The following is a 26,894-nucleotide window of genomic DNA, read 5'->3' on the forward strand; positions in this document are numbered from 1 at the left end:
AGTTTCAGGAGTGAAATCGTAAAGCGGCCATGGACGGACTATTTTGCGACAATAAAAAGCCCCGAATACTTAGGTATTCGGGGCTTTCGTGATGCTAAATGCGGTTGCACCAACTAGGTGCAAGGCAGATTATGCGTCTTTTGCAGCGCGACTAGCACGCTTACGATCATTTTCAGTTAGGTGACGCTTACGAACACGAATGTTCTCTGGCGTTACTTCTACTAACTCATCATCATCAATAAACTCAAGCGCTTGCTCAAGGGTCATTTGGATATGTGGAGTTAGTACTTGCGCTTCATCAGTACCTGATGCACGCATGTTAGTTAGCTGCTTACCTTTCAAGCAGTTAACAGTTAGATCGTTTGCACGAGCATGAATACCAATGACTTGGCCTTCATAAACTTCTGCAGCGTGACCAATCATCAGACGACCACGATCTTGTAGACCAAATAGTGCGAAGGTCAGTGCTTTACCTGTTGCGTTAGAGATCAACACGCCGTTTTGACGTTGACCAATATCGCCGCCTTTCACTGGACCATAATGGTCGAATGAATGGTAGATAAGACCAGTACCTGAAGTGGCGGTCATAAATTCAGTTTGGAAACCAATCAAGCCACGGCTTGGAATGATAAAGTCGATACGTACACGACCTTTACCATCAAGCTGCATGTCTTTCATGTCACCCTTACGCATACCTAATTTTTCAATTACGGTACCTTGATGCTCTTCTTCAACATCAACAGTTAGGGTTTCATATGGCTCACATTGCTCGCCATCAATCTCTTTTACGATAACTTCTGGACGTGATACTGCTAGCTCGTAGCCTTCACGACGCATGTTTTCAATCAAAATTGAAAGGTGAAGCTCACCACGACCTGAAACACGGAAACGGTCTGGGCTATCAGTTTCTTCAACACGCAGTGCTACGTTGTGCACTAGCTCCTGCTCTAGGCGCTCAAGGATATTACGTGAAGTCACGTACTTACCTTCTTTACCCGCAAATGGCGACGTGTTGACTTGGAAAGTCATGGTCAGAGTTGGCTCATCAACAGACAATGGTGGTAATGCTTCAACAGTAGTTGTTGCACACACAGTGTCTGAGATTTGTAGGCTACCAAGACCAGTAATTGCGACGATATCACCTGCGTTAGCTTCGCTAACTTCGTGACGGTCTAGACCCATGTAACCTAATACTTGGCCCATTTTACCGTTACGGGTTTTACCTTCAGCATCTACGATAGTCACTTGCTGGTTAGTTTTAACACTACCACGCTTGATACGACCTACACCGATAACACCCACGTATGAGTTGTAATCTAGCTGAGAAATCTGCATCTGGAAGTCACCTTCTGCATCAGCATCAGGAGAAGATACTTTCTCAACAATCGTTTCAAATAGTGGCGTCATGTCTTCGCCAGCATCATCTGGATCTAGCGTTGCAAAACCATTTAGTGCTGAAGCATAAACAATTGGGAAGTCCAACTGCTCATCAGTCGCGCCTAAGTTATCGAACAGATCGAATACTTGGTCGATAACCCAATCAGGGCGAGCGCCTGGACGGTCAATTTTGTTGATAACAACAATTGGCTTTAGGCCTTGGGCGAACGCTTTCTTAGTTACGAAGCGAGTTTGTGGCATTGGGCCGTCAACCGCATCAACCAGTAGCAATACGCTGTCTACCATAGACAGTACGCGCTCTACTTCACCACCGAAATCGGCGTGACCAGGGGTATCAACGATATTAATGCGGTAATCATTCCACTTGATGGCAGTGTTCTTTGCCAGAATCGTGATCCCACGTTCCTTTTCTAGATCGTTGGAATCCATCACCCGCTCAGCGGCCTCACCTCGAGTTTCAAGGGTTCCAGACTGTGCCAGCAACTTATCAACCAAGGTAGTTTTACCATGGTCAACGTGTGCAATAATGGCGATGTTACGTAAATTCTCTAACACGGATAGACCTCTTACCATCAAATATAGGGGGATTTGTAACAGCGTTAAGCATAGCTGTTGCAATAAAAAACGTGCCATTCTACTCTAGCTGGGCTCTCTCGCACAGGATTATTTTTTAGTCAGCTATGAATACCGCTATTGAGTCATCACTGCACCAGCATGGGGATCGCACCAATAACGTGCACCCATCGCACCATATTGGTGCGAAACAGCGTTTTTCATATCCCTTCAAAACACCATACACCTTTAAAAACATACACTTAAAATTTTGGCACAACTCTAGCTTTATAAAGTCCAGAATCGCGGTGAGCGCAATATTTAATTATAGATAAAGATAAAGGGCTTAGCCTTTACCCTACTCGGAGACTTAAGAATGTCAGCTGAATCAGTTTTACAACAACTCAAAGAATTAGAAGTTAAGTTTGTTGATCTACGCTTTACCGATACTCGCGGTAAAGAGCAGCACGTATCTATCCCAACTCACCAAGTTGATGCAGACTTCTTTGAAGACGGCAAAATGTTTGATGGTTCTTCTATCTCAGGATGGAAAGGCATTAACGAATCAGACATGGTACTAATGCCAGACCCAAGCAGCTTCGTATTAGATCCTTTTACAGCTGAAACTACGGCTAACATCCGTTGTGACATTCTAGAACCAGGTACTATGACTGGTTATAACCGTGACCCACGCTCAATCGCTAAGAAAGCGGAAGAGTACATGCGTTCAACAGGTATTGCTGACACTGTATTAATTGGTCCAGAGCCAGAATTCTTCCTATTTGACGACGTTAAGTACGGCGCAGACATGTCTGGCTGTTTCTACAAAGTTGATGCTGAAGAAGCAGCATGGAACTCAGGCACTAGCTACGAAGATGGCAACACAGGTCACCGTCCAGGCGTTAAAGGCGGTTACTTCCCAGTAGCACCAGTTGATTCTTCACAAGATCTGCGTAGTGCAATGTGTCTTGTACTTGAAGAGATGGGTCAAGTTGTTGAAGCGCATCACCACGAAGTGGCGACTGCGGGTCAAAACGAAATCGCAACTCGCTTCAACACGCTAACTTTGAAAGCGGATGAAGTACAAGTACTTAAGTATGTAATTCACAACGTTGCACACGCATACGGCAAAACAGCGACCTTCATGCCTAAGCCTGTTGTTGGTGATAACGGTAGTGGTATGCACGTTCACCAATCACTCGCTAAAGACGGTGTTAACCTGTTTGCGGGTGATAAGTATGGTGGTCTATCTGAAACGGCACTTTACTACATCGGTGGTGTGATTAAGCATGCTCGTGCAATCAATGCTTTCTCTAACCCAGCTACTAACTCTTACAAGCGTCTAATTCCACACTTTGAAGCGCCTGTAATGCTAGCTTACTCTGCACGTAACCGTAGTGCTTCAATCCGTATCCCAGTAGTACCAAGTGCAAAAGCACGTCGTATTGAGCTACGTTTTGGTGACCCAATGGCTAACCCATACTTGGCATTCTCTGCCATGCTAATGGCTGGCCTTGACGGTATTCAGAACAAGATCCACCCAGGTGAAGCAATGGATAAAGATCTTTATGATCTTCCAGCTGAAGAAGCTGCTGAAATCCCAACAGTTGCGACTTCACTAGAAAATGCACTTGAGTGTCTAGATGCTGACCGTGAGTTCCTAACTAAGGGCGGCGTATTTAACGATGACTTCATTGATTCATACATCAAGCTTAAGTCTGAAGATGTTGAGCGTGTAAATAACACGACTCACCCAGTAGAATTTGACATGTATTACAGCTTGTAATCTGTCAATTACTACCCTTTAAAAGCCGCCGCTTAGGCGGCTTTTTATTGCTAAAATTCAATCAATTACCATAACTGTCATATCCCCTGTCATATGACATTTGCCTGCCTGTCATAAACTTGTCGGCGATTACTGCTCCCCAAAGTGGTTAACTTGCGTTCAACCTAATCAACTGGCAACATCGGGAGCAACACATGGACAATTTAGTATCCACTCACCCTATGGACACGCAAACGGACAAAGTCACCTTAGCTAATGGTTACTGGTTTTATTTTAATGATGAAGATCGCCACTTCGCCGTCCACGGCTCGGGTTATTCGGGTAAAGAAACCGTTTATCTCAATGATGAGTTAGTGTCATCCACTCGTAACTACCGCACTGTGAGTCGCCATCAATTTGAAATTGGCAGCGATCGCTACCGTGTCGAATATCATGTCACCAGTATTTTACGTGGCGAGATCAACTGCTCACTGTATAAGAATGGACGTTGCTTACACCGCGAAACGAAAGCTTACTCTCCCGGCAGCACCAAAGATGCACTAAAAAAATTGGGTCTATTTTTCATTGGTGGCATGGTGTTCGGCGCTATCGCCGGTGTCATTGCAGCAGTGGTATTCGGGTAATAACGAGGCCAATATGGATATTAACGCCGCCAGCGTCAAACAATTACGCCAACAACGGGGCTGGACACAGCAGCACCTCGCTGATGCTTGTAATATTAGCATTCGCACCATTCAGCGCATTGAAAAAGAGGGCGCCGCATCAAATGAAACCTTACTGGGTCTATGTGCGGTATTTGAGGTAGAACAACAAGTACTACGCCAAGTCCCGCACCCGGAGCAACACCAATTAACCACGGTTTCTGTGTATCAACAACCCGGATTACTCATTATCGCAGCCGTTATTGGCGCCTTTATTGGTGCCGCTGTGATGTACCTGTTTATTCGATAATCACCCCATAACATTCAAGGAGCACAGCAATATGCCTAAAGTACAGTGGTTGTTGATGGTCATTACTTGGTACTTGCTCAGCGCGTGTAGCAGCTTGCCACCTAGCGACACTAGGCAGCCTCACATGGCAGAGACTGAGCAAAGTGCCCCGGCAGCAACGCGGGTAGCAGGACGCTACTACTGGGGCCATGAGGTCAGCGCTTTTAGCCCCTGCAACAACCAACAATCTTGGTGGGTGCGCGCCACACCTGTGAGTGACACCCTCAAGCAGCAAAGCCTGCTACTTGCTGAGCAGCGTGGTGCACCTTACCAACCGTTATATGTCGAGGTGAGCATTCATCAAATCGATCGCCAAAGCCATCCCGCGTACCAAGATGGATTTGCCGCTGATTATGACGCCGTGATCGAAATCATCGCGGTGCACCAAAGCGACGCTCAAGTTCCAGCAAGCTGTGGCGACGCATCATAACCTTAAGTTGTTGCTAGCTAAGATAGCTATCTCACGCTGGTGATCACATCGACTAAATGCGCCATGTCATCGGCGGTATTGTATATATGCGGTGAGATCCTTAACCCGGCTTCACGGCAATCCACGCTGATATCGGCCGCCGTTAGCGCCGCTAACACTTGCTGATTTTGGTGTTTCAAATCAACAATCAATGTGCCACTTCGCTGTGACTCTTTAATTGGAGAGACACACAAGCCATCTAGCTGCTGCATCGCCAAGCTAATCAAAGCCTGATTATGCTCGCGTACCACATGGGCGCCTAAATCAGCAAAGTAGCCGATACTGTGCGCAGCAAATGCATAGGGAGCAACAGATGGCGTACCGCCCCAAAACTTGAGTGCGCTGCTATGATAGCGAAACTGGTGAATATCAAATTCGAAGGGATTGTCATGGCTAAACCAACCGACATCTTTAGGTTGGCATGCTTGCAGCTGGGCTTTGCTAACCCACAAATATCCGGCACCAGGGCCGCCACACAGCCACTTTACTGAAGAGCCAATCACAAAATCAGCGTTTAGGCGGGTCAAATCCAATGGGATCACGCCTACCGACTGCGCAATGTCGACAACCGACAACACCTCTTGCTGCTTAGCTAACGCCACAATCTCCTCGATGGGCGCCTGTTGGCCGGTATTGGAATAGGCATGGCTAATGAAAACCAGATCTACCGAGGCATTGACATATTGCTGCCAAACATTGACGTCAGTAACGTCTAGCGGTTTAGGAATAAACACTATTTCGGCATCAGGCAGCGCCTTTTGCAACACAAAGCCCATGCTGGGGAAGTCGGCTTCACTCATCAACACTTTACAACCCGGCCGCTGCAATCGCGGCTGCGCCATCACCAACTTAGTGAGCGCGCTCGATAAGTTAACCTGCGGGCAAAACTGGCTAGCATCGCTATTAAGCAGTTTGGCTAAATTACTGCAGAACTGCTCAATTATCGCTAGCCAAGCCTGCCAAGGCTCACGGCCTGAATCTTGCCACGGTGACAGAAATTGCTGTTCAAATGCCTGTTGTGCTTGCACTAGCGGCCGACCTACTGAGTGATTAAGGAGGTAGGTAGCCTGTGGTAAAACAAAATCTTGTCGATGCATTATGAGCTCACGTCTGTCAGTGTGGAAGTGAGGCGACTAATGTCCTCATAGCGGGTACGAATATCGTCTCGTTGCTTGGCTGCACGGCGATCACGCAGCTTTTCTAAGGCATCGAGCAGCACTGGCAGTGGTGGGCCGCTAGCAGTCACCTTATCCATATGCTGTTCAGCCAACGCTTTTGAGGGCTGGGCGATATATTTTTCAACAAGTTGGTCATGGTGGGCAATGGCCGTTTCACCATGGCGTTCGCATACCGCGAGAAAGCGGCGTAAATTTTGCTGATACCAAGCGCTATTTTGCTCGCCAGTGGCCTGCAAAAAGTCATCCATAATACTGCCGCGGCGCATGCAGTCACGTAAAATACGCTGATCTTCCGGCATCATATACAAGAATTTATCCACCAGCATTTGTGAATAAGCCGGCTCATTAGCAAAACATAACCCCAATTGCAGATCGATAACATTTATCCCAGCAAAATCGCCCGCATTGGCACCACGATAAACTTGGCTGCCGACACGGTACGGCTTGTAATATGGTCGTACGCAATAGAAGAACATATCGGTATCGAGCTGTTCAAACAAGGTTTGGTTAGACGACAACACATCTTCCAGTGCCGTTTCCGCCACACTCAGTAAGTCTGCCGTAATTGGATGCGACACCCCTAAAGATTGAATCTTTAGTAGCGCATCGGCGGCACGTTTATAGGCCAAAATGCCTTTAGTGTTGTAATCGACAAACAACTTCTCCGCTGCTAAATCGGTAAAGCGTTTATAGACACCATTAACCGCACGGTTATGGGTGGTCAAATGCGCAGTTGCAAACCTAGGCGTTACCCCGATTGACGCGCCAATATGCATCGCCAAGGCCGAGGCTTCAACAAGTGGCGACGTGCGTTCGCGGCTGGGCTCAGTGATTTCATGGCGACGACATGCCGCCATGTACAAACCCACATTGCCTAACAGATCAAAAGCGCTATCAAAACCCTCATCAGTGTTGCCTTCTGCTAATAAGCACTTAATCAGCTCCCGCCCTTGATACTCTAATAGCTGCTTATCGGCATCGCCAATACCAGCCACATTGGCGGGGTCTGATTGTTGTAAATATAGCTGCTCTAGATGGGAATTAATTTCGACAAAATCTTCGCGGATCCACTTATCAAATGCTTGTAAATCTGGGCTCACAGGTCACTCCCTGGTTGGGGTTATAGTTCTCATTCTTATTTTGACTTACCAGCCTAACAGCTTAGCCAAGTTGCCTTTCACCAATATTAGTCACAAATTAGTTCAACTTTGGTGAATATCGATATAAATTAACCACAAATTAACGAAAACCGGCTTAACCATGACACATAGATGCGACAGCAAAGATTTGAGCATTCTGGCAATCTTGCAGAAACAGGGGCGTATTGCCATCTCTGAACTGGCCGCAAGGCTCAATATGTCAGACACTCCCTGCCTACGACGCATACGTAAAATGGAACAAAACGGTGTTATCAAAGGTTACAGTGCAGACCTAGACCCCCAAGCCCTAGACTTGAATGTCACTGTGTATGCCTTTGTCAGGCTGAAAGAGAACTCAGCGCAATATGCCAATCAATTTGAGCAAGCAGTCACAGATTTAGCCCAAGTACTAGAATGCTCAGTCATTAGCGGCGCCCATGACTACTTAATTAAGATCATCGCCAAAGACTTAGCTGACTACGAATGCTTCGTTAAGCAACGCTTAGGCGAGCTTAAATGCATCGCCAGCATAGAATCTAGCGTGGTATTAAAACAAACATTTAGCAGCAAGCCCCTGCCTATTCGGACCTAAAAAAGCCCAAGCTAGCGACGTTAGCTTGGGCTTGCTTCTACGCTAAGAAGCGAAGTATTTACTGTGGAATTAACTTAACCACGCAGCCTAATTACAGCTACCGTTATTGGTCCACACCGCCCATTGGCCAGAGTTATCTGCAGGATTTTGATTCTGCGTCCACCAATTTGCCGTGTACTTAACCCCATTATGTGCAACCTGGTCGCCCGTATTGTAAATGGCGCCAGCAGACCAGGTTGTTAGACCACTACAACCTTGCACTCCATCGGCTACCGCAATGGTTTGCACTTGGGTGTGACTCAGTCCCTCAGCGTCTTCAACGGTTAAACTCACCTGATAGCTGCCGCTTGCACCAAAAGTGTGCACCGGGTTAGTTTGGTTTGACACACCACCATCACCAAACTGCCAAGCGTGACTCGCGACAGCGCTGTCATCAGTAGCCTGACTCGTAAAGCTAACGGTCAATCCAGATGCTGAAGCACTAAAGTTTGCCACTGGAGGCTGATTTGGGTTGCCACCACCACTGCACTCGCCGCGATTAGCCCACACATTCGAATACACATCCGGACGGGCTCCCGTTGACCACCAAGTCGCTTCATATTTACTGCTGCTATAAGCCACTAAATCACCAATCGCATATGAGGTGCCAGCATCCCAAGCACCAATGCCATCACAACCTTCACCACCACCGCTGCCAATAGAGACCGTAGCTGACTTAGTATTGGTTTGGTTAGCCGTATCGGTGACTGTCAGCTGTACGGTGAAATCACCATTGCTGCTGTAGGTGTGCACAGGGCTAGCCTGAGTCGAGCTAGTCTGGTCACCAAAGTCCCAGTAATAGCTACTGATGCCTTTGTCATCGCTTGAAGCATTACTAAAGCTGACCGTACTGCCATTAACCGCCACGTTAAAATTGGCAACAGGAGGCTGGTCGAGTCCGCCCCCACCGCCACAACTGCTGTTTTGCAGATAGTCGTAAGCGGCCTTAGCTTTAACGATACCGTAGCCATATGAAGTATCACGCCCTGCACTGCCTTTGTCCTCGGCGGTAGCATTTAACGCATTACGAATTTCTGCTGGACTACAACTCGGAAAATGACTCCAAACCAGTGCTGCTACACCAGCCACATGTGGCGTAGCCATTGACGTACCGCTAATAGATTTGTAGCCACCATCATTCCAAGTCGAGTTCACATTAACACCGGGCGCAGCAATTTCTACTTGCGAGTTGTATTGCGAAAAAGATGCCTTAGTGCCTGTACTATCCACCGCAGCGACCGACATCACCTCATCATAAGAAGCGGGATAAGACAGGGTACTGTTACCATCATTACCGGCTGCAGCAATGCTTAGCACGCCTTGGCTAGCAGCATTGGCAAACGCTTGGCGCTCGGCAGAAGAAGCCGCGCCACCACCTAGGCTCATACTGATCACATCGGCCCCAGCAGCAACACATTGATTCACTGCGGCAACCATGTCCGAGCCATATGCCCAGTTACCACTATCATTGAAGACTTTAACAATATGCAGGCCAATTAACCCTGATGGATTAACACCGACCACACCTTGATTATTGCCCCCTATCGCAGCAATTGTGCCGGCAACATGGGTACCATGACCATTGCCATCGTTATACCAATTACCGGTATTGTTACTGCCATAACCATCGTCACCAGTTACCCCCGCATTAGGCAGGTCTACATGGCCTAAGTCATAACCGGTATCGGTGATACAGACTTTACGATTAGCCGTCTGACTATCTGACACTAAGTTAGCCTGCACCATGCTGATACCATAGGGAGATGACTCAGCCATCAGGTAACGCTTGGGATCGACCTCAACCAAAGCGACATTAGGATCAGCTGACAAAGCCTGGTACTGCTCAGAGTCCAGCATCACCGCCATCGCATTGATTTGCGGTAATGACAGCACCACATCGGCGCTGACCGTTGCTGCAGTGCGCTGCATCAAATCAACCTTAGCTTGAGTCACTACCGCAGCGGATGATTTCCCTTGCTGCAAACTCAAGACACTGCGGTCAGTGAGCTGTACGATAAATCGTTGCGCTTGGTTATCGACAACGGCGGGTTCGGCCATGCTCTGGGTTTGAGCATTAACGGCGGCGGCAACTAGACTCAGGGTAAAAGCTGCTGCCAGAGGGAGTGTTTGTTTATTTATTGTTTTCATTGTGTACCTTCACATTGTGTGAAGCTCGCTGTGAAAACGCGACAACTTAACACGTCAACAGGAGCCGTGTATTTACATGTCTAACAAGCAAAATAAGTAACTAATTATTCACTTTGCTCGCATTTAATTAAGCGCGAGTTAATGCAGCAGTCAAACAAAATATCAGTAACTTAGTGGGCAGATGAATCTAATGGTCTGGCCGGGAAAAATGCGTAAATATTTAGGTACGATTAGAATAATTAGTCGACAAATACCAATTAGTTATGCTGAAACATTCACTTAGTTAGCCTTCACGTGCCGAATAAACTGAGCAGCTAAAAGCTGTGTAAATTTTAAGCAACACAATTGCTATAACCTAGGGGAATGAGATATAGATCAAGGGTATATATTGACCTATCCATTGTCATCAACAGCAGCTAACTACGGCGTCATTTATGTTAGCGTGTTGATTCAACTCATCCATCGTGCTGATGTATTGCAGCGCTTAAGCAGTTAAGTCAGTAAACTTGTTGGCTTTTACCATGATTTTTAATCCAAAAACGGCTAATCTAGTAATGTTCACAACCGCGCAACAAAGGACAGCTTATGCGTACAGCAGTGATAATGGCATTACTTCTACTTACCACGCTTGCTCAGGCGACCGTCTATAAATGGGTCGATAAAGACGGCAAGGTGCATTATTCCGATGAGCCTGTAGAAAACGCTACCGCGGTTGAATTCAAAAGTAACACCCAAAATAATGTCGCCTTACCCGCTAAACCTGTCATTGAAGGTAATCCAGAACCTGAACCGCAGGCGCAACCTAGCTATCGAATTAACATCAGCAGCCCTAGCGAAGAGGAGACAATTCGCGACAATAATGGCGAAATCACCATTATGGCCACCATTAGCCCCAAATTGGCGCCTGGTCATGTATTGGTATTAATGATGGATGGCAAGGTCAAAGGCGCGCCTCAAAATAGCCCTATTTTCGCTCTCAGTGGTATTGATCGCGGTGAACATACCTTTGAAATCAAAGCCGTGGCACAAAGCGGCAAACAACTTGCATCCTCAGAGAAAAGAACCATTTATCTTCACCGGGCAACGATAAAAGCAACCCCAAGAGCGACACCTTTTGGTGGATAATTAGAATAATTGCTTTGTATTCGGTAACTTAAGAGACTCTTAATTTTACCCCGTCCCGGTGAGCATAGCTTGCAGCGTGCACCAAATTGGTGCACCATAATGGTGCAATCGCTTTCTGGGAGTGACAAATGAAATTTGATGACTTGCTCAATCACCTTGTGACAGCAGTTATCGTCATCAACGACGAACTGATGCTGCGCTATGCCAATGGCGCCGCAGAGCAGCTGCTCGGTCTAGGCAGCCACAAGCTGACCGATCACAACTTTGTCGACAGCTATCAAGTGCTGGGTGTCGACTCCGAACTATTGGCCAGTGCCTTAGCCGATCACCAAGGCTTAACGGTTAATACCGCCCCATTAGTGACCTTAGATGGCCAGCAGCACACGGTTGATATTACCCTCACTCCGCTAGAACAAGCACTGAACCTGAGCGACGAGAACCTCGCGCTGATTGAAATCCGTCAAGTCGATCAACAACGCCGTATCCATCAACAGTTGTCGCTTGATGCCCAGCAGCAAGCGGCACAGTATTTAGTGCGTAACTTAGCCCACGAAATTAAAAACCCATTAGGGGGATTAAGAGGCGCGGCGCAGTTGCTGTCCCGTGAGCTAAAAGATCCAGAGCTCGGTGAATTCACTGACTTGATTATTGAACAAGCAGACCGACTTCGTAATTTGGTCGACCGCTTATTAGGGCCACAAAAGCCAACCAAGCATAGCCGCCACAATATTCACGAAGTCATTCAAAAAGTGCTCAAACTCGTGAGCATGGCACTACCCAATAATATTGAGCTAACTCAAGATTATGACCCGTCGATCCCCGATATGGAGATGGACCAAGATCAGCTGCAGCAGGCGATCCTCAATATCGTACAAAACGCCATTCAGGCGCTCGAGCATTATGGTGGCCATATTCGCATTCAAACTCGCACCCAACACCAAGTCACTATTGGTACGGTGCGGCATAAGTTGGTACTGGTGCTGTCGATTATTGACGATGGACCCGGTATCAAACCAGAGTTAATGGATACCTTATTCTATCCCATGGTCACGGGTCGAGAACAAGGTTCAGGCCTTGGGCTGTCTATTGCACATAACTTTGCTCGGCTGCACGGCGGGCGCATTGATTGTCGTTCTGTACCTGGGTCGACAACCTTCACTATTTTATTACCACTGAACGGTTAGTAGACCCAATGGCGAATAACGTTTTACAACGCGGGAGTGAGCAGTATGACTGAAAAAGTATGGGTACTTGATGATGACAACTCGATACGTTGGGTAGTCGAACGCGCACTTAAAGGGGCTAAAATCAGCTGCGCCAGCTTTGCCGCTGCCGAATCATTGTGGGAAGCACTGGAGCTGGCTCAGCCTCAGGTCATCATCTCTGATATCCGTATGCCCGGCACAGATGGACTCACATTGCTTGAGCGCATCCAGATCCACTACCCGCACATCCCCGTGATCATCATGACCGCGCATTCTGATCTCGACAGTGCCGTGAGTGCTTATCAAGCTGGGGCATTTGAATATCTGCCTAAACCGTTTGATATTGATGAAGCCATCAGTCTCGTTGAACGGGCACTCACTCACGCTACCGAGCAAGTGCCTGTGGCTAAAGCGAGCGATGAGGTAAAAACGCCTGAAATTATTGGTGAAGCACCGGCAATGCAAGAGGTGTTTCGTGCCATTGGTCGTTTATCACGTTCATCAATTAGTGTATTAATTAATGGTCAATCTGGTACCGGTAAAGAGCTAGTGGCCGGCGCGCTACATAAACACAGCCCCCGCAAAGATAAACCGTTTATCGCCATCAATATGGCGGCTATTCCAAAAGATCTGATTGAGTCGGAGCTATTTGGCCATGAAAAAGGCGCCTTCACTGGTGCAGCAGGCATTCGCCAAGGGCGTTTTGAACAAGCTAACCAAGGCACGCTATTTCTCGATGAAATCGGCGATATGCCCCTTGATGTGCAAACTCGACTGTTAAGAGTCTTAGCCGACGGCCAATTTTACCGCGTTGGCGGCCATTCGCCGGTGCAAGTGGATGTGCGCATTATTGCCGCCACCCACCAAAACCTAGAGTCGTTAGTGGCCAAGGGCGAGTTTCGTGAGGATCTATTCCATCGGCTCAATGTGATTCGCGTCCACTTACCGCCCTTGTCACAACGTCGCGAAGATATTGCCCAACTGGCACGACACTTTCTCGCCATTGCCGCTAAGGAGATCAGCGTTGAGCCAAAAACCTTAACCGCTGAGGCGGCGGAAACCTTATCAAATCTGCCGTGGCCGGGGAATGTGCGTCAGTTAGAGAATACTTGCCGTTGGTTAATGGTTATGGCCTCAGGGCAAGAGATTCTGCCGCAAGACTTGCCACCAGAGCTGCTCGAACAACCCCTTGAGAGTTTACAAGCTGATGGTGAAACCCAAGGCTCATGGCAGCAGGCGCTGACTGCGTTTATCGACCAGCGCCTGAGCCAAGGCGATAGCGACCTGCTCACCGATGTGCAGCCTGCCATTGAACGCATTTTGCTGCAGACCGCCCTAAAACACACCAATGGCCATAAACAAGAAGCGGCCAAACGCTTGGGTTGGGGCCGCAACACCTTAACCCGTAAACTCAAAGAATTAGAAATGGATGTGTAACTCGCCATTACCGCAAGCAACTAGACAACATGACAATGACCAAGACACTTAATATCGCCCTCGTTGGCCTGGGCGATATTGCTCAAAAAGCCTATCTGCCCATTTTGGCCAATCATGTCGATGTGAATCCAATTCTGTGCACCCGAGATAAGCAAGTATTAGCACAGCTAAAGCAGCAATATCGTATCGACACCGTCTATGACAATGTCGATAAACTCATTGCCAGCCAGCCCGATGCGGTAATGATTCACTCTGCCACCTCAAGTCATTTTGCCTTAGCTCAAGCCTGCTTGGCGGCTAATATTGCCACCTTTGTCGATAAACCACTGTGTGATAACCAAGCGCAGTGCCAAGAGCTTGCTGCGCTAGCTAAACAGCACAATACCTTGCTTTATGTTGGTTTTAATCGCCGCTTTGCCCCGCTGATATCACCACTGGCATCGGGCGACAATCTGCATGTTATCTGGCAAAAAAATCGTGTTGATTTGGCTGCCTCGCCGCGACAATTTATCTTTGATGATTTTATTCATCTGGTGGACGGCTTACGCTTTTTAGCCGGTCTTGCGCCGGACTATCAGCCAAGTGATCTGCAAGTGAATAGTGCCGTCATTGATGGCAAACTGCAGCGTATTCACATTCAATTTAGCCATAACAACAAACTGTTTGAAGCTTCAATGAATCGTCAAAGTGGCATGACTGAAGAGCAGTTACAGCTGTATCGGCACAACGAGAAGTATCAAATTGAGAGCTTAACTCAAGGGCAACACTTTCAAGCGGGGCAATGCCAAAACCTGGGCTTTAATGACTGGACCAGCTATCTGCATAGCCGTGGATTTGAGGCCATGATTACCGACTGGCTCCATTGTGCTGCCCAGCCACAGATCGATTGGCAACGCCTAGACGAGCAGATTGCCAGTCATCAAATGTGCGAGCATATTCTGCAGCGCGTTGAGCAATAATAACAGCGAGTATAAGCTCAGCGTTACGCCACAAAAGCCATTGCTCTAATGGCTTTTGTGGCAGTTATATGTGGTAAACGCTATAAGGCTTGATGCTGACGTACTTTGCCAAAATCACCCAAAATGGCATAAGCACAAGGGATGATAAACAGCACCAACAGAGTTGATGCAAATATACCAAACACAATCGACACCACCAGCGGCTGCACCACTTGTGCTTGTAAGCTAGATTCAAGCAGCAGAGGCAGCAAGCCGGCAGCAGTGGTCAGCGACGTTAAAAATACCGCCCTAAAGCGCTCTCTACTGGCACTGACCACAGCTTGGTGGACACTGTCACCTTGATCGATATGATGGCGAATATACTGCACCAACAATATTGAATCGTTCACCACAATCCCCGCCAGCGAGATAAAGCCCATGATCGACGGCATCGACAGATTGTGCCCCAGCAATAAATGCCCCCACAACACCCCAATAAGGGCCAATGGAATTGCCAGCATCACCACAGTGGGCTCTAGGTAACTGCGGAACTGAAAACTCAAAATGGCAAATAAACCAAATAGGCCAATTAAGAAGCCTTTAGCCATTGAACTACCGGTTTTGGCAGTTTCCTTCGCAGAGCCTTCAAAATCGATACGCACATCAGGATATTGCTGATTAATTTGCACCAGCCATTCGCTTTTAACCTTAGCCAAAGTCTCACCACTGTTGGCTTTATGATTGTTCACATCAGCCATCACCGTCACAGTACGTAGCCCATTAATGCGCTGAATGCGCACATAAGAACGCTGGTTTTCTAATATTGCCACCGCTGACAGTGGCAGTTGATTACCATCGGCAAGCATAATTGGGAAATTAGCCAAGGCTTGCAGGTCACCTGCTTGCGCCTTATTCAGTCGAACTTCAATTTCAATGTTCTCCGGCCCGACTTGAATCTCATCGGCAATTTGACCAAAGAACGCACTGCGCAATTGATTAGCAATCAACTGGGCATCCACGCCATACGACTCAGCACCAGGGCGCAAACTGACCTTAATCTCCTCTTTACCTGGGCGCATGTCGTCTAAAATGCCATTCACACCATCAAATTGCGCCAGATAAGATTGCAGTGATACCGAGGCTTGTTTGAGATGATCGAGATTATCGCCTTGCAAGCGCACTTCAATATCGCGGCCTGCTGGTCCCATGCTAGGTTGCTTAAACACTAACGACAGTGGCAAGGCTTGCTCGCCAACAGCGTCACGCCATGACTCGATAAAATCATCAATCAGGGTTTCACGGACTTCGGCCGACAGAATATCTAAGCGAACTGTTGCCACATGTGGCCCCTGCTCACCGGCATCAGCGTTGAAGTTATACTGAGCGGTAATGTCTCGAATTAACGGTTCACCATCTTCAAAGTCGGTGCTGTACTGGGCGCCGACTTGCTCAGCACTGGCAATAATATGCTGCACCACATTTTCAGTACGGCTTAAAGAAGTGCCTGGCGGTAAGATGATGCGAGCTTCGGCAATATCACCATCAAGCTCAGGAAATGGCACAAATTTCAGTGCCCCGCCCGCCACCAGCGAGATAGACACCAATAAGAACCCTAAAGTGGCCCCCACACTGACATAACGCCAACGCACCACAAACTCGACCATTTCCACTAATTTACCGTTACGGAATTGCTCAAACTTCGCTAGAAACTGGGTTTTAAACTTTAGTGGCTTAAAGCGTGACTCACTATCATTGGCATGACTTAATGAGTGATTTAAATGGTTTGGCAAGATCAAAAACGCTTCAATTAAACTAATGGTCAATACCATGATTAGCACAATAGGTATCGCCGACAGCACCGCGCCCATCTGACCATCTAACCCCAGCAGCGCACTAAAAATAAGCACCGTGGTTAAGAATGATGAAACAACGCCAGGGGCAACTTTCGACACCCCTTTGACCACCGCATCATGGGGCTCTAGGCCGCGGTCAATGTGCGCTGCTATCGATTCGGCAATCACAATGGCATCATCCATCATGATACCAATCGCCATCAGCAGGCCCACTAAGCTCATCAGGTTAATCGACACCCCAAATAAGCTCATTAGGTACAGGCCGCCTAAGAATGCCACCGGCAAACCCGCCGATACCCAAAATGAGTAACGCAACGAGAAGAATAACCACATGCTAAAGAACACTAAGATGATGCCCTGCCAACCATTGGTCAGCATCATGTCTAGGCGATCTTGCAGTACCGACGACAAATCATTGGTCATCGTCAGGCTCACCCCTTCAGGTGCCTGTAACCGTTCCTGCTCGATAAAATCGCTAACTCGCTGCTTAATCCGCAGCGCGTCATCGGCCTTATTTTTCTGGATTTTGATCATCGCCGCATTCTGACCATTAAACTGAATGTGTTCTTCATCCAGTTCAAACCGGTCGGTAATGGTGGCAATATCGCCTAAACGCACCACACTGCCGTCGCTTGCCGAAGACACAATAGTGCGCGCCATGGCTTCAGGGGTGACTTTACGCTCGTCAAAACGCAGTAAGATATTTTTATCTGCCAGCTCAATATTACCCGCAGGCATTTTGACATTTTGCCGGCCCACTTTATCTGCTACATCGGCCGCGCTTAGCCCCAGGCGGCGCATATCTGCTTCGTTTAGCTCAATGCGCAACTGGTGATCTGAAAAGCCTGCAATAGACACAAGACTGACGCCCGCATCAATTTTAAGTCGCCGTTTTACATCCTCGGCATAGGCTTTTAAATGTGGCCAGCTGGTATTGGCAACAATGGCGACATCAACCACGGGCTCGGCCCAATCAAGCTCTTTGACAATAGGCGGTTCAATCTGGCTGGGGAAGTTCTTAATAGCATTGATCTGGGTTTGTACGTCCACCAACATACGTCCCATGTCGGCACCGGTGTCTAACTTAATCCGCATCGAGGCAATACCTTCTTGGGCATCACAATTGACCTCTTCGATATTGGATAAGCCATCGACGGCATCTTCCATTCTTAGGCAAATACTCTCTTCAACCTCGACCGGAGACGCACCGGGGTACACAACCGATGCCACCACATAAAGCGGAGCAAACTCAGGAAAGGTCTCCCGCTTGATGGAGCCTACATTTAATAATCCCAGTAACAGCAGCGCCAACATCAACAAGTTGGCCAGCGTGGGATGTCGCGTGACATAAGCGATCACTGCGTTGTCTCCTTACCAGCATCGATATCATCTTGCGCCACTTTCAAACTCATCCCTTCAATGGCGGGAATAAGGTCATTGAGCACTAACAGTGCACCGGGTGCAATCTCGCCATCAATCGCTACTTTGTCTTCATGACGAAATAGCACATCCACCGTCACTATCTGCAAGCGCTGCTCAGCACTCATGATATAGATACTATTGCCATGCAACGCTTGCTCAGGCACCACATAATGCGTCTTAGCACCGCCATAAATTTTAGCTGCGACAAACATGCCTTTAGTGAGCGGCGGTTTAGCCAGTAGATCGAGTTGATGGAAATCTTGCTCCACCTCTAAGTACACACCAATGGTGCCTTGGGTAGGGTTGACGGTTTCTGCCACGCGGGTCACTTTTGCCGGCCAAATAAACTCATGCTCACCAGCGCCAAACTGTACCTGCGCTTGCAAGCCATATTTCTCTATTGATGGCATGTTCTGTTTTTGCGATCGCGGCACAATGCTGCTAACCAAGGTGCGCATATCACTCAGTGATAGCTCGGCTTTAATCTCAGCGGTGCCAAGTTGGTGAGCGACAATCATCACTGCGCCATTGGCCACCACCTGATCTTGTTCAATGTTGATGTCAGAGACACGGGCATCAAAGGGTAAAGTAATTTTGGTTTGCGCTAGGCGGCGCTCTGCGTCTTGCAAGGTCGCACGGTCAACACTGGCTTGTGCTTGGGTGACTTTGCGATCGTCAGGTAACAGCTTTAACGAACTTTGTAGATCTTCAACCAGCTTAGTTTGCGCCAATAGACTCTGCTTTTGGCTTTCAAGTTCAGAGCTTGAGATAAGATTTTGTTGTTGCAGTGACTGCTTACGCTCATACTCCTGCTCCACCAACACGGTTTTTTTCTGTTCAATGGCGAGACTGGTTTCCAGGTTACGCTGCTGTTGGTCAAGCTGTGTTAGCTTAGCTTCAGTGGCATTAAGGTTTGCCACGGCTTGAGCCAGCTTTAGTTCATACTCTAAGGGGTCAATTTCTAGCACCAGTGTGTCCGCCGGTAACATGCGGCCGGTTTCTAACTGTGGGTGGCGATAAATCACTTTACCGGTAACTTCTGCCACCGCTTGCCACACATGTTTGGGCTCTACCCGCCCAAAGCCTTGAATAACCGGCGCGACTTGTTGTTGCTGCAATTCGCTGACTTCCACTAAGCGAGCTTGATCATAACCTTGCACCAAGGTCGGTGAAGGTTTGAGAATATTCGCCAGTATCAATATGAAAACACCGGCAGCAATGCCCGGAATTAACATACGCTTCTTGTCATGCATTTGACTCTTCCTTAGTGGCCATCAGGCCTCGATTTAGCAAATTAGCATTTTGCTGCGCCAACTTACTTAAAAATTCTGGCGTTAACTCAATAGCAAAATTTTTCAGTACATTGTCTGGGATTAGAAATGGGAACACCATCATGGCGAAAAAACTCAATTGAGCACACTTGCCGTCGACATCGTCACGTAGGACACCTTGATGCTGTAATTGTTCAAACATCATCATATGATCAATTTGCACCACACGATGAAAGGCACTCAGTACCGCTTGGTTATCGGGATTACTGCGATCGAGTCCAGCTAAGCGAAACATTAACCGTGGAAAATGAGGGTGGTGTTGCATCACACTGTAGTAAGTTTGCATTAGCTTAGCGGGGCTATCGGCACCCAGCTCACTGCGGCTTTGCTGCAACTGTGCAATAACTGGCATGGCTGTTTCTTGCAACATGGCTGAAAACAAGCTTTGCTTGTTGCCAAAGTAGTAACGGATCATCGCCGGATCGGTGGCGGCTAATTTGGCAATATCCCGCACAGTCACTTGGCCATATTCACGCTCAATAAATAATGTGCGCGCGGCATCAAGTAACTTAGCCCGAATTTGATTATCCCCGCGGGGACGGCCAACTTTCGCGTGAGTACCGGTGGTCATATTCGTCGCTACCAAGATAATTCTTCAATTGAAGAATAAAGTCTAGGAGAACCACTCACAAATTGGCAGTAAAATAATTCCTCGATTTGGGATCTATGTGGAATTTATGCCTGTTTCACTCACACCAAACCGCGATACAGCCTTGCAATAGCTGACCACTCAATGCAATTCGTGGCCAGCACGTTAATACTAATTCCTGGCGGGATCTTGATGAACAATCACTTGAGCATCATCAAACAGGGCTGCAACTCGATGCTCAGCGGCATCGGCAATCTCATGGGCCTGATGCAGGCTTAAGTTACCATCTAACTCAAGGTGAAATTGCACAAAAGTTGTTTTGCCCGATTCGCGGGTACGCAGATCGTGAAAACCAATAATGCGGTCATCTTGATTAATATGACTGGCAATTTGCGCTCTCACCTCAGGTTCCAGCTCTCTGTCTAACAAACTCTGAATCGAGCGATATCCTAAATCAATTGCTTGCTGGCCAATAAACAAGGCGATCAGCACAGCAAACAAACCATCAGCCCACCACCAGCCGTAATAGGCCAATACCAAAGCCAACAATACCGCCGCATTGAGCAGTAAATCAGATTTGTAGTGCAAGGCATCTGCCTCAATCACAGTGCTGGAGGTAGCGGCTACCGCCTTTTTCTGCAACATCACCAAAGCAAAGGTCAATATGATGGCAATAATTGAAACGACGACGCCCAACATAGGGCTATTTACTGGTGCCGGATTGATGAGACGATCGCCGCCATGAAATAACAATAAGAAAGCGGTACCAAGAATAAACGCCGATTGCGCCAAGGCGGCTAAAGGTTCGGCCTTACCATGGCCATACCTATGGTCTTTGTCAGCCGGGACAATGGCGTAACGAATCGCAATAAAATTAACGATTGATGCGAGTGCATCGGCAAAGGAGTCGGTGAGTGAGGCGAGCATACTGGCAGAGCCTGAATAAATCCAGGCTGCCAGTTTGATAATAATCAAGGTAAAAGCGGTGGCGACAGCAGCACGGCTTGCCAGTTTTACCCAAAAATCATATTGGGAAGCTTGCGTCATAACGTTATATCACTACTTAAAGTAGGGGGAAGCATATAACGTTAGTTTACATCAAATAAGCCAAACGTGGCTGACTTTACCTGTGTTTACGCTTACCCTTTTTTCCAAAGTTAGCTTTGAATTTCTCTTGTTGCTCAGGGGTTAGCAATTGATAAACCTGATTTTGCGCTTTAAGCATAATGACACCCGCCTGTTGACGCTTTTGCTGTTTGGTATCAAGAAGCTGCGCAGCCTGCGCTTCATCAAAACCGTCTGCCGTGATTAGCGCTAGCATATCTGCTTTATGGCTCTGACGATCTTCATTGCTTACAGCGAGTGCTTTTACATCTTCACGGGTCTGCTTAACAATGGTTTTAACCTGTTCACGCTGCTCATCAGTTAAATCCAAACCGCGGAACATCTTTTTCAGATTGCCATGGTGTCCACCACGCTCCATCTGATGGTAGCCACTTTTTTGTTGGCCATTATCATTAGCATAAGTTGCCGGTGCCATCATCACGGCTGAACTGGCGAGTAGGGCAATAACACCTGCTTTAAGTTGACGAGTATTCATAATGTTTCTCTCTTGTCGATGAAGTCGCTACCAGTTTAGACTTTGCAATGTAATTGAGGGTTTAGCTAAGGTAAATCACTGTAAATATGTTGCAAACAACTGTGTCAGCGCTGAAACTAGCCTATCCGCCAAACTTTACACAGAATTACATAGCTAGACTGCAATTGACGTCTAAATGGGTATACTGGCACTAGATATACATTTCAAAGAGGTAGCGCATGAGCCACATATTACTAATTGACGATGATCTTGGCCTTGCCGAGTTACTGGCTCAGTTATTAGAGTTAGAAGGATTTGAGCTGACTTTAGCCCACGATGGCCAAAGTGGGTTAAATCTAGCGCTTACTCAATCTTTCGATCTTATCTTGCTGGATGTGATGCTACCGCAAATGAATGGCTTTGAGGTTCTCAAAGCCCTACGCGCACAGAAGCAAACCCCCGTATTAATGCTCACCGCTCGCGGCGATGAAATTGATAGAGTGGTGGGTTTAGAAATTGGCGCCGATGACTACCTGCCCAAGCCATTTAATGACCGTGAACTCGTGGCCAGAATTAAAGCCATTATTCGCCGCACTCATCACACGACAGAAGAGAGCGCCAACACGGTACTGGAGTTTGGCGATATCAAACTGGATGCCAGTCGCCAAGAGGTATACTGCCAAGAGCAATCCCTCATCTTAACCGGCACCGAGTTTGGGCTGCTACTAGAAATGATCCAGCACGCTGGCGAGTTAATCAGTAAAGACCAGCTCAGCGAGAAAGTGTTGGGTAAAAAACTGATGCCTTTTGACCGCAGCCTAGATATGCATTTATCTAACTTGCGTAAGAAGCTACCTGAGCGCACCGATGGCCGCCCACGGGTAAAAACCATTCGCGGCAAAGGTTATATTTGGCTGACTTAACATGATATTAAGCACCACCCCCAATCGTATTTTTATTAAGTTACTGCTCGGCTTTTGGCTGTGCAGTAGCTTAATTATCGCTGCGGTAGGCTTGCTACCATTACTGCAACAGAACCACGACCAAGCCCCGCTACCACCACATCTTGAATCCTTACTGTCGCGCATTGCCAACCGCATTGTCGAGCAGCCAGATTTACTAGAAGAGCGTCATTTTAGGCACTTTCGCGAACTCAAGAATTTTCGCGGCAAACCACTGCGTATCTATTTGCTCAACGATCAGGGCCAAGTAATTAACCGGGACCGCATGTCGCGGGGAATGCGCCGCTTTATTCTAATGGCCGAAGAAGCCAACCACCCAATCAGTCACCAATTTAAAAATGAGCTGATCTTTGGCCCCTATGAATTCAGCGCGAGAGGCAAAAGTTATAGCCTTTATGGTCGTATTGATGATCATCATCCACGGCCGTGGTTTTTCTTCTTTGCTGAAAATAAACTGCTGACATTAAGCTTAGCAATCCTGCTATCAGGATTGCTATGTGGCCTCCTTGCGTGGCATTTGGGCAAGCCTTTGCGCTCGTTAAAACAAAGTGCTGAAACCTTAGCTAAGGGCGATCTTAAGCACCGCGTGGATGCCAGCACCAGCAAACGCACCGATGAGTTTGGACAGCTAGCGCAAGCCTTTAATGGCATGGCGGATGCCGTTGAAAACATGGTCAATAGCCAACAACGACTTATCAGTGATATCTCCCACGAGCTGCGCACGCCGCTCACTCGGCTGCAATTAGCGTTAGCTTTAGCGCGCAAAAAAGAGCAAAGCTCTAGCGAGATAGAACGAATTGGCTATGAAGCCGAACAACTTGATCAAATGATTGGCGAGCTGCTGGAGTTATCACGGGTAAAACTGAATTTTAATGACTCTAAACATTCATTAGCACTCAACGAAACATTAACCCAAGTGCTCGATGACGCCGACTTTGAAGCTGAGCAACAGCAAAAACAGCTGGCGATTGAGATTGATGACGATATTATGTTGCCCACTTACCCGCGGCCATTGGCTCGTGCAGTGGAAAACTTACTGCGCAACGCTATTCGCTATGCCGATAAGCAAATATCCATCTCTGCGCGCAACAACGGCCCCACGGTGGAGTTAATCATTCTTGATGATGGTCCTGGTATTGAAGATGAGCAAGATTTGCTATCAATATTTGAGCCGTTCTATCGTCCGCAAACAGCGCGAGAAAGAGAATCCGGTGGCTGGGGATTAGGCTTGGCCATCACTAAGGCGGCAATCGATGCTCACCAAGGCACCATTCGCGCCAGTAATGCCCAGCCTCATGGCCTAAAGGTTACCATTAGTTTACCAAGGTATTAGCGGCGCCCGTTGACCGTCACCGCCTTAGCTCAGCAGTTACTCCACGCCACTTATCAAGTGGCGGCTGCTGTCTAGCACTTCGGTAGCGGTTTTACCTAAGGTATACCTACCAGATAGGGGCTGATTAACGTTGTAATCGTGCTGCCACTGGGCAAAATGTTGATTGAGCTCCGCTAACGACGTCACCTTATTGGCCTTTAAGAAAGGTTCAAAAAATGCGTTGTGGGCAAACGCCTGAAATCGCGCAGCTAAACCATTCACGACCGGACCGTTATACGCACGCATTTGAATGTGCTTAATCTGGCTTTGCGCCAATACGTCATTAAATGCGGCGCCCTTTTTACCCGAAAACTCGGTACCTCTATCGGTTAAGATACTATTGATAGGTAACTGCTGTGACTGATACCAAGGCTGAACGATATTTTGCAAAAATTCGGCCGCCGATGCCGAACTGTTGTCGGTCATCACCACCGCAATCGCATATTGGCTATAACCATCGACAAACGTGTGCTGATAAAGCTGACCTAGCGGGGCTATATCCCCCAAATCAAAGGTATCCTGCACGCAGATATCGCCGGGGAAAAGGCATTCAAATACCGGATCATCTGGAGTGAGCTTGTGTAGTTGCTCAAGATGCTGCTGCTCTAGGGGGGACCAAGACTGCTCATGTTTAAGTTTGGCATTAAGGGCTAACAGTCGGTTTTTGCGAGTCTCTAAGTTATGCCGCACCCATATTGTTCTCACTCCCGATGCCGACACATTGCAGCCGCGGGCAGTCAGTAGCTCGGCGACTTTGGCCTGACCATAATTGGGATAGTCGAGCGCAATCTCTATCACCTGCTCTTCTACTTCGGCAGACACTCGGTTTTTCAGTGCCGGCTTCTTGCGTGAGAGGTTTTTCAGGCCACGCTCGCCGGCTGTGGCATATTGCTTTTTAAAGCGGTAATAACTGTCACGACTATAGCCCATTATCTCACAGGCCTTACTAATACTACCAAGCTCTTCTGCTAGCTGTAACAGCGCTAGCTTACTGCGAATTTCATTGTTCTTGGCACTCATACTTTATCTCGCCTGACAATCATTAAAAATACTACGTCGATGCACTACCAAAATACACCATTGGGTGCGTAACCTAACCATTTAAACCAAGTCTCACCCATTAAAATACTGCTTGCCCAACCAATCATCAACATGGTGAAGCCAAACTTGAAGGTATCACTCAAACTATAATGATCGGTCGAATATAGTAACAACGCAGGCTTACTATTAAACGGTAAAACGTAAACATGTTCAATGAGTAACGCCACCGGCAACGCCAAGCTCATAATGGGAAAATCAAATCGCTGCGCAATACCGATAGCAATCGGCACAAACAACATAGTCCGCATAGTCTTGGACTGAAATACCAGTGATGACAATAACATCGCCCCTGTAAGCGCAATGTAGAACACGCTAAACGGTGTACTTTCATCTAAACCAAAATACTCCAGGCTGAAATTCACCGCCAGATTCGGTAAATCAGTCTGTTTAAAACCAGCACCTAAAGTGTACGCTCCCGCTGAAAATAGCAGTAAATGCCAGGGCACATCCACCTCATTCCAGTTCACCACACCAATACGTGGACACAGGGCAACGATGGCGCCAATAAAGGCAATCGCTGTGGCGCTGACTCCATGGTATTTATCCGTAGCCCAAAAGAATAAGATGGTGACAAATATCACTAGAGATTTGATTTCACGCCACGACACCTTGCCCATTTTATCGAGCTCAGATTGCAAACGCTCCATGCCACCTTCAATCTGCGGCAAGCGCTCTTCTGGTGCTAAAGGAAAGAAGATTTTAGTCGCCACTAACCAACCAATGACAATCATACACAGCACAATCGGCAGTGCGACAATCATCCAGTCTGCAAAGAAAAAGCTGCCGCCTATCGCCCCGGCAATCAAACTCGCTGCCAACAGGTTAGCGCCAGAGCCGGTCACAAACGCGCCGGCACACAGATTAATTTGCAGTAAATTTTGCAGCACTAAGTTACGGCCAAAGTTGTTTTTATTGTCACCGCCACGGGCGCCATATACCGCTGCAATCACCATGAAAATCGGCATCAGAATGGCGGCTTTAGCGGTGGTGGCTGAAATAAACGCTGACAGCACTAAATTGATCACCATAAAGCTATAAAAAATCGGTGTTGCACTGGTGCCAAATCGGCAAATGAACCACAGCGCAAAACGTTTGGCAGCGCCGGAAGTCACTAACATAGAAGCGAGAATAAATGACAGGATATTGAGCCACATAATCGGATGGCCTAACTGGGCATAAGCCACTTTTTCCGGTAATACCCCAGTTAGCACCATCGCAATAATCACCATCAGCGAGGTTAAGTAGTTGGGAATGGGCTCGGTGATCCACAAAATGACTGCGGCACAAAAAATGGCAAGCATTGCAGTGCCGCGAGCACTAAACATAGCGAGACCATCGGTTTCAAACCGCTCTAGTGCGGTCTGACTTAATGTTTGTGGGTCAAAGTTAACTAAAAAGCTCGCCGGCTCTGCCATAAGAATGCCCACAAATACCGCTAGAGCGATCCAAATACCTGCTTGTGCCAACCAGAGTTCGAAACGACTTTTTGACCTAACGGGGAGCGTTTCCATTCGATATTGGCTCATATCGAGCGGGTCGGTTTGGGGCACTTCAGTTTTAGACATTATTCTTATTCCCTAAGCGAATTAACTGTAAAACAACTTTACCCATATTGGCTTAATAAAAAGGCGATCAAGATCAACAAAAAATACTTTTAGTTTTAAATAAAAAATAAACAACAGAAAGCAT

At 47.5% G+C, this 26,894-nt stretch carries 22 protein-coding genes; 11 read left to right on the top strand and 11 right to left on the bottom strand.

Annotated features, from left to right (window positions below; translation table 11 throughout):
- Positions 1-129: 129 nt before the first annotated feature.
- Positions 130-1,953: a translational GTPase TypA gene (gene typA / locus FLM48_RS20760; protein ID WP_028773624.1), complete on the bottom strand. Its 1,824-nt coding sequence runs from the start codon at positions 1,951-1,953 to the stop codon at positions 130-132.
- 373 nt (positions 1,954-2,326) lie between these two features.
- Between typA and glnA the strand changes: the two genes are divergently transcribed.
- The 4 genes from glnA to FLM48_RS20780 all read left to right on the top strand — a co-directional run bounded on the left by glnA (position 2,327) and on the right by FLM48_RS20780 (position 5,156).
- Positions 2,327-3,736, top strand: coding sequence for a glutamate--ammonia ligase (glnA, locus tag FLM48_RS20765; RefSeq protein WP_028773623.1), 1,410 nt, complete (start codon positions 2,327-2,329; stop codon positions 3,734-3,736).
- 194 nt (positions 3,737-3,930) lie between these two features.
- The gene (locus tag FLM48_RS20770) at positions 3,931-4,359 is read left to right on the top strand and encodes a hypothetical protein (protein WP_051484587.1); all 429 of its coding nucleotides are present in this window, start codon (positions 3,931-3,933) and stop codon (positions 4,357-4,359) included.
- A 13-nt stretch (positions 4,360-4,372) separates the two neighbouring features.
- Positions 4,373-4,687, top strand: a complete 315-nt coding sequence (locus tag FLM48_RS20775; protein WP_179025984.1) for a helix-turn-helix domain-containing protein — start codon at positions 4,373-4,375, stop codon at positions 4,685-4,687.
- 31 nt (positions 4,688-4,718) lie between these two features.
- Complete coding sequence (locus FLM48_RS20780; protein WP_179025985.1) at positions 4,719-5,156, top strand: hypothetical protein; 438 nt, start codon at positions 4,719-4,721, stop codon at positions 5,154-5,156.
- Positions 5,157-5,182: 26 nt separating this feature from the next.
- Here the strand turns inward: FLM48_RS20780 and FLM48_RS20785 are convergent, their stop codons facing one another.
- Positions 5,183-6,292 (bottom strand): aminotransferase class V-fold PLP-dependent enzyme, encoded by a 1,110-nt coding sequence (locus FLM48_RS20785; protein ID WP_028773620.1) that lies wholly within the window; start codon positions 6,290-6,292, stop codon positions 5,183-5,185.
- Positions 6,292-7,473 (bottom strand): monodechloroaminopyrrolnitrin synthase PrnB family protein, encoded by a 1,182-nt coding sequence (locus tag FLM48_RS20790; protein WP_179025986.1) that lies wholly within the window; start codon positions 7,471-7,473, stop codon positions 6,292-6,294. Before FLM48_RS20790 ends, FLM48_RS20785 begins: the two co-directional genes overlap by 1 nt.
- Positions 7,474-7,633: 160 nt before the next feature.
- Between FLM48_RS20790 and FLM48_RS20795 the strand changes: the two genes are divergently transcribed.
- On the top strand, positions 7,634-8,104 hold the full coding sequence (locus FLM48_RS20795) for an Lrp/AsnC family transcriptional regulator (protein ID WP_179025987.1): 471 nt from the start codon (positions 7,634-7,636) through the stop codon (positions 8,102-8,104).
- 87 nt (positions 8,105-8,191) lie between these two features.
- On the opposite strand, the gene FLM48_RS20800 is transcribed toward FLM48_RS20795, so the two are convergent.
- Positions 8,192-10,291 (bottom strand): S8 family serine peptidase, encoded by a 2,100-nt coding sequence (locus tag FLM48_RS20800; protein WP_179025988.1) that lies wholly within the window; start codon positions 10,289-10,291, stop codon positions 8,192-8,194.
- Between the two features lie 585 nt (positions 10,292-10,876).
- Between FLM48_RS20800 and FLM48_RS20805 the strand changes: the two genes are divergently transcribed.
- The 4 genes from FLM48_RS20805 (at position 10,877) to FLM48_RS20820 (ending at position 15,017) form a co-directional block, all read left to right on the top strand.
- The gene (locus FLM48_RS20805; protein WP_028773616.1) at positions 10,877-11,416 is read left to right on the top strand and encodes a DUF4124 domain-containing protein; all 540 of its coding nucleotides are present in this window, start codon (positions 10,877-10,879) and stop codon (positions 11,414-11,416) included.
- A 128-nt stretch (positions 11,417-11,544) separates the two neighbouring features.
- On the top strand, positions 11,545-12,600 hold the full coding sequence (gene glnL / locus FLM48_RS20810) for a nitrogen regulation protein NR(II) (RefSeq protein WP_179025989.1): 1,056 nt from the start codon (positions 11,545-11,547) through the stop codon (positions 12,598-12,600).
- Between the two features lie 45 nt (positions 12,601-12,645).
- Positions 12,646-14,058, top strand: a complete 1,413-nt coding sequence (gene glnG, locus FLM48_RS20815) for a nitrogen regulation protein NR(I) (RefSeq protein ID WP_028773614.1) — start codon at positions 12,646-12,648, stop codon at positions 14,056-14,058.
- A 29-nt stretch (positions 14,059-14,087) separates the two neighbouring features.
- Positions 14,088-15,017 carry a Gfo/Idh/MocA family protein gene (locus FLM48_RS20820; protein ID WP_179025990.1) on the top strand — a complete coding sequence of 310 codons (930 nt, stop codon included), beginning with the start codon at positions 14,088-14,090 and terminating at the stop codon, positions 15,015-15,017.
- An 80-nt stretch (positions 15,018-15,097) separates the two neighbouring features.
- On the opposite strand, the gene FLM48_RS20825 is transcribed toward FLM48_RS20820, so the two are convergent.
- From FLM48_RS20825 to FLM48_RS20845, 5 genes are all read right to left on the bottom strand, one after another.
- Positions 15,098-18,208 carry an efflux RND transporter permease subunit gene (locus FLM48_RS20825; protein ID WP_179025991.1) on the bottom strand — a complete coding sequence of 1,037 codons (3,111 nt, stop codon included), beginning with the start codon at positions 18,206-18,208 and terminating at the stop codon, positions 15,098-15,100.
- Positions 18,205-19,524, bottom strand: coding sequence for an efflux RND transporter periplasmic adaptor subunit (locus FLM48_RS20830; RefSeq protein WP_179025992.1), 1,320 nt, complete (start codon positions 19,522-19,524; stop codon positions 18,205-18,207). Before FLM48_RS20830 ends, FLM48_RS20825 begins: the two co-directional genes overlap by 4 nt.
- Entirely contained in the window at positions 19,517-20,188 is a 672-nt protein-coding gene (locus FLM48_RS20835) for a TetR/AcrR family transcriptional regulator (RefSeq protein WP_256870990.1), read from the bottom strand. The genes FLM48_RS20830 and FLM48_RS20835 overlap by 8 nt, the downstream gene beginning before the upstream one ends.
- A 174-nt stretch (positions 20,189-20,362) precedes the next feature.
- Positions 20,363-21,238 carry a cation diffusion facilitator family transporter gene (locus FLM48_RS20840; RefSeq protein ID WP_179025993.1) on the bottom strand — a complete coding sequence of 292 codons (876 nt, stop codon included), beginning with the start codon at positions 21,236-21,238 and terminating at the stop codon, positions 20,363-20,365.
- Between the two features lie 76 nt (positions 21,239-21,314).
- A complete protein-coding gene (locus tag FLM48_RS20845) occupies positions 21,315-21,791 on the bottom strand; it encodes a Spy/CpxP family protein refolding chaperone (RefSeq protein WP_179025994.1) in 477 nt (158 codons plus the stop codon).
- A gap of 218 nt (positions 21,792-22,009) precedes the next feature.
- Between FLM48_RS20845 and FLM48_RS20850 the strand changes: the two genes are divergently transcribed.
- Together FLM48_RS20850 and FLM48_RS20855 are read left to right on the top strand one after the other, a co-directional pair.
- Complete coding sequence (locus FLM48_RS20850) at positions 22,010-22,693, top strand: response regulator (RefSeq protein WP_028773607.1); 684 nt, start codon at positions 22,010-22,012, stop codon at positions 22,691-22,693.
- Position 22,694: 1 nt separating this feature from the next.
- Positions 22,695-24,065: an ATP-binding protein gene (locus tag FLM48_RS20855; protein ID WP_179025995.1), complete on the top strand. Its 1,371-nt coding sequence runs from the start codon at positions 22,695-22,697 to the stop codon at positions 24,063-24,065.
- 36 nt (positions 24,066-24,101) lie between these two features.
- Here the strand turns inward: FLM48_RS20855 and FLM48_RS20860 are convergent, their stop codons facing one another.
- Positions 24,102-25,124, bottom strand: coding sequence for a helix-turn-helix domain-containing protein (locus tag FLM48_RS20860; RefSeq protein ID WP_028773605.1), 1,023 nt, complete (start codon positions 25,122-25,124; stop codon positions 24,102-24,104).
- A 44-nt stretch (positions 25,125-25,168) separates the two neighbouring features.
- Positions 25,169-26,770, bottom strand: a complete 1,602-nt coding sequence (locus FLM48_RS20865; RefSeq protein ID WP_084632532.1) for a DASS family sodium-coupled anion symporter — start codon at positions 26,768-26,770, stop codon at positions 25,169-25,171.
- Between the last annotated feature and the right edge of the window lie 124 nt (positions 26,771-26,894).

Origin of the sequence: Shewanella sp. Scap07 (genome assembly GCF_013394145.1) — a bacterium.
Taxonomy (GTDB): Bacteria; Pseudomonadota; Gammaproteobacteria; order Enterobacterales; family Shewanellaceae; genus Shewanella; species Shewanella waksmanii.

Coding starts and splice junctions, on each gene's coding strand:
- FLM48_RS20800 (WP_179025988.1), bottom strand. CDS start 10,291: ATGAAAACAATAAATAAACAAACACTCCCTCTGGCAGCAGCTTTTACC.
- FLM48_RS20860 (WP_028773605.1), bottom strand. CDS start 25,124: ATGAGTGCCAAGAACAATGAAATTCGCAGTAAGCTAGCGCTGTTACAG.
- FLM48_RS20855 (WP_179025995.1), top strand. CDS start 22,695: ATGATATTAAGCACCACCCCCAATCGTATTTTTATTAAGTTACTGCTC.
- FLM48_RS20795 (WP_179025987.1), top strand. CDS start 7,634: ATGACACATAGATGCGACAGCAAAGATTTGAGCATTCTGGCAATCTTG.
- FLM48_RS20805 (WP_028773616.1), top strand. CDS start 10,877: ATGCGTACAGCAGTGATAATGGCATTACTTCTACTTACCACGCTTGCT.
- FLM48_RS20840 (WP_179025993.1), bottom strand. CDS start 21,238: ATGACGCAAGCTTCCCAATATGATTTTTGGGTAAAACTGGCAAGCCGT.
- FLM48_RS20780 (WP_179025985.1), top strand. CDS start 4,719: ATGCCTAAAGTACAGTGGTTGTTGATGGTCATTACTTGGTACTTGCTC.
- glnA (WP_028773623.1), top strand. CDS start 2,327: ATGTCAGCTGAATCAGTTTTACAACAACTCAAAGAATTAGAAGTTAAG.
- FLM48_RS20845 (WP_179025994.1), bottom strand. CDS start 21,791: ATGAATACTCGTCAACTTAAAGCAGGTGTTATTGCCCTACTCGCCAGT.
- FLM48_RS20850 (WP_028773607.1), top strand. CDS start 22,010: ATGAGCCACATATTACTAATTGACGATGATCTTGGCCTTGCCGAGTTA.
- FLM48_RS20830 (WP_179025992.1), bottom strand. CDS start 19,524: ATGCATGACAAGAAGCGTATGTTAATTCCGGGCATTGCTGCCGGTGTT.
- FLM48_RS20785 (WP_028773620.1), bottom strand. CDS start 6,292: ATGCATCGACAAGATTTTGTTTTACCACAGGCTACCTACCTCCTTAAT.
- FLM48_RS20775 (WP_179025984.1), top strand. CDS start 4,373: ATGGATATTAACGCCGCCAGCGTCAAACAATTACGCCAACAACGGGGC.
- glnG (WP_028773614.1), top strand. CDS start 12,646: ATGACTGAAAAAGTATGGGTACTTGATGATGACAACTCGATACGTTGG.
- FLM48_RS20820 (WP_179025990.1), top strand. CDS start 14,088: ATGACAATGACCAAGACACTTAATATCGCCCTCGTTGGCCTGGGCGAT.
- glnL (WP_179025989.1), top strand. CDS start 11,545: ATGAAATTTGATGACTTGCTCAATCACCTTGTGACAGCAGTTATCGTC.
- FLM48_RS20865 (WP_084632532.1), bottom strand. CDS start 26,770: ATGTCTAAAACTGAAGTGCCCCAAACCGACCCGCTCGATATGAGCCAA.
- FLM48_RS20770 (WP_051484587.1), top strand. CDS start 3,931: ATGGACAATTTAGTATCCACTCACCCTATGGACACGCAAACGGACAAA.